The sequence below is a fragment of the Ferroplasma sp. Type II genome, assembly GCF_000496155.1.
In genome coordinates, this window is record NZ_KI542715.1 from 4,137 (window position 1) to 7,592 (window position 3,456).

The 3,456-nt window shown below is 34.1% G+C and carries 4 protein-coding genes and 1 pseudogene; all 5 read right to left on the minus strand.

The genetic code is table 11. The features are described from left to right. A pseudogene (locus tag AMDU4_RS05960) lies at nt 1-280 on the minus strand (transposase); the annotation flags it as partial. A 281-nt stretch (nt 281-561) separates the two neighbouring features. Continuing rightward, nucleotides 562-1,845, minus strand: a complete 1,284-nt coding sequence (gene cca, locus AMDU4_RS05965; protein ID WP_021786891.1) for a CCA tRNA nucleotidyltransferase — start codon at nt 1,843-1,845, stop codon at nt 562-564. Further along, nucleotides 1,842-1,970: a hypothetical protein gene (locus AMDU4_RS05970; RefSeq protein WP_021787080.1), complete on the minus strand. Its 129-nt coding sequence runs from the start codon at nt 1,968-1,970 to the stop codon at nt 1,842-1,844. The genes cca and AMDU4_RS05970 overlap by 4 nt, the downstream gene beginning before the upstream one ends. A 71-nt stretch (nt 1,971-2,041) precedes the next feature. After that, nucleotides 2,042-2,374, minus strand: a complete 333-nt coding sequence (locus AMDU4_RS05975) for a nascent polypeptide-associated complex protein (protein WP_021787081.1) — start codon at nt 2,372-2,374, stop codon at nt 2,042-2,044. Nucleotides 2,375-2,398: 24 nt separating this feature from the next. Further along, nucleotides 2,399-3,456 (minus strand): hypothetical protein (locus AMDU4_RS05980; RefSeq protein ID WP_021787082.1); only part of this gene is annotated, 1,058 nt, incomplete at its 5' end.

Consider the following 3,456-nt stretch of genomic DNA (forward strand, 5'->3'; position numbering starts at 1 on the left):
TGAATGCAATGATTGCATTTCTGTCCTCTCTGTTGAAGAAAGAATCTAGGGTGCTTTCAATGCCCATCTCCCTTATGATCCTCAAAACCGGTATGAAAGGCCCATAGACAAAAATATTCCTCGGTAAGTGTGTCCTTATCTTCTCTATTCCATTTTCCTTCTGGACTCCAAGGTATTTGCTGTGGTACCTGATCTTCTTTTTCTCTTTATCCCAGTAAGGAGTCATCTCATAGAGATATTCCCTGCCGTTGATCTCTTTCTTTCTGATGTAGGTGTTCAACTTATACCTAAATAGGTACATAGTATTTACATGTTTCGCTTCAGTAAAACGTGTATTGTCCGATGTCTTCAAATCATTTCTGGTGGACTATGTACCTAAAAGGCGGGAGTTTAGGAAATAATGTATTGGAAAACCATTTGTATTATCAAGTGCAGTCCCCTGGAAAAGTTTTCAGTAAACGAAATCATCTTTAAACTATGGAGAGAATTGTTGAAACGATTATTGGTATATTCAGAGAGATGGTACCTATGTGTTAAATTATGGATCTTAAGTAATAATGCTCAGAAAAGATATTTAGAATAAAACTTTTCCATCACATTTAAGCTATTAATCTGACTTCCTGACAATATTTTTATTTCATCCTTAAACTGATTCAAATTTTTACCTATATCCATTTTTTTAAGCTCCATTCTTATTATCTCATCTATGTCTGTATATTGCGTCCTCATATCAACATAAATTCTATCTCCAACAATATACGGGCCGCGCATCAGTTCACTTCTTTCCTTCCAAACATCGATAAATTTTAAAGACTCGTTTGATTCGGTTGGCGGCCCCATATGTCTCTGCACATTGGGTAATTTTTCTAATTCATATTCTATCAAAATCTCTATTTCATCCCCCACATACAGTTCGCATGATACAGGCATAAAACCGGATCTGTGGAATATGTTCCATATCTTATTTTTGAGCCGTACAGCCTGAGGATATACTATATCATCAATTATGTCAGGTTTTTTTATCACAAATACCTTCATCAGCGTTTTCCTATCGGTCTTAACAACTGGACGGGCATGAAAAATAATATCTTCACGATTAGCCACATATAATTTAGCAGCCAATTTAAGTTTTGAAAGATTTTCCTCACTTACTGCTGCTCCAGCATTTCTTGTGGGGTCAATTGGATCTATAATAATTACTGGTTCATTGAATTCTTTTTTGCAATCCTTTGGAATTATCATCTTTCCATTTAACCTAGATGCATATTCAATAAAATTTTTGAAGGTGCCGAATGTTATTATTATAAGTTCGCATATATAACCGGAAAATCCAGATTTTGACACTTCAGATCCATAAACATTAATGCTTTTTAAAAATACTTTTAAAAGCCGAATATCCCGTATCATCTTTTCTTCTATCATACTGTTGACGTAAAGTGTATGCAGCGGTGTTCGATCCACGCTAGATACTATTTTCTCTCCCTTATTTATTCTAAAAGCTGGAACTATGTCAACCTTTATGCCATCCACATAACCAGAAACGTATGGATGCTCAGCATATTTTTCAGTAGCATTCTTCACAACATTATGGCCTATTTCAAGACCTTTTTTCTCTACATATTCAACAGAATATGATTTTGCAAATGTAATAAATATATCTATATCACTCGATTTAAGATTTGTATTTTTTGAAACCGATCCCACTTCCACTGGTGTTGCCTCTATATTTTCCTTTTTGCATATAAAATTAATTTTTTTAATAACATCCGAAGCTATAAATTTTAATTTTTTCTGTTCCTCCTCCGTTGGGGTCTGTTCCATTAAAAGAGTTTCTAAATAATTCATCTGAGTCCTCCCAGGGAGATCACATGCGAAAGCTTGGGGAGGAATTGTGTAGTGAATCTCAATTCTTTGCCGTATTTTCCCAGTTTGGCATTCTTCGTGCTTATGTCCATCTTCTTTTCTTTCATGTTTTTAAAGCTCCCTAATCAACTCTTGCACTGTTCCTCATGGAACTAACCATCCATCGGATAGTTGATCCCTAGTTTCCAAGGTCTATAATCGCCTGTGCCGGTTCACCATCAGCTTTTTTGAGTGCTTCAATGGCCTTTTCCCTTGAAACGTTGCACTGCCCCATTACAAGTTTTATATCCTCCTCATCAAATCCCTGTACGGCCACGGATTTAGCTTTTTCCTTCACGGTGCCCAGTACCTGGAATGTCTTCTGGCCCTGTGCCTCTATCATGGTTACCGATGCGTTTTCTATTATGTAATCCTTATCTTTCCCTTTCAATATAACCTCTTTAACATCAGGCATTTCAGTGGATTTAATTCCCATCTGGTTCATCATTCTTCTTACATCCCTCGGATTCATAGAGATTAATTATAACTTCTTTTATTAATTTTTATGTTTTCTGGGAAATACTATTTCTGGATAGTTTATGAATTTAAGGCACAGGATAAGTGCAATCATTGAAGCCACCAGCTCAATTATGACAGCATACACAGGAAATCCAATCAGGAATAGCATAATAAACGGTACTGACATAATAAAAATTCCAGTGAAAAAATTTGCAAATTTATTTACGTAATAAATTTCACTCCCTGGGAATTTTCTGGATATATACTTTCTATATCCAGGTACCATGAATGTAACCAATGGTATGAATAGTAGACTGAGAGACAAATTTGCAGACACATTTTTTATTGAGATAATGAACCCTATTAAAATAAGTAAGGGGAATATAGCTATAAAAGAAATTCCCTGAAATAATCTTGATTTTAACAGGCTGCCCAGGAAAATGGTAAAAAACGATATGGAAGAAATGCATATAAATTCATATATTATGGAAATCGCATGTATCTCTATTACCAGTAGAGGAAAAGCTATTAAAATAGTAGCAACAGACATATATAAAAGCGAGTTTATTATAATGGCTGAAAATAGCGCCCATCCATTTCTTATTCTTCTTATATCACCTATGGATATTATGTACCTTTTTATTTTTTTTGTCAGTAATGTTTTTTTATAATTCACATTCTGATAAGTGAAAAGGTTAAAAATTACTGAGAAAATAACCAGCAGTGATGACAAAATTATAACAATATATATTATTTTTAGATCCACAAAGTGTATTCCTGCAAAAATCCCTCCCAGGACTATACCAGTATAAACATAAGCCATATTATGCCTTTTCCTGTACATATTGCTCCAGTAATCTATAAGGGATGCACTGAAAGCAAGAACTGCGGCCAGCACAAACAGGATAAAATAATTGTCTACATAAAATATAAGTGGAAGGATAAGAGAAAATATGATGCCACCTAAAAGTACAGAGTTTTTCTTCAATATTTCTATGATATTCCTCGACATAACATATGATATATAATAAAAAATCCCAAAGGAAATAATAATTATTGGGAATATGTAGATTTTCATGGATTTATCATATAAAT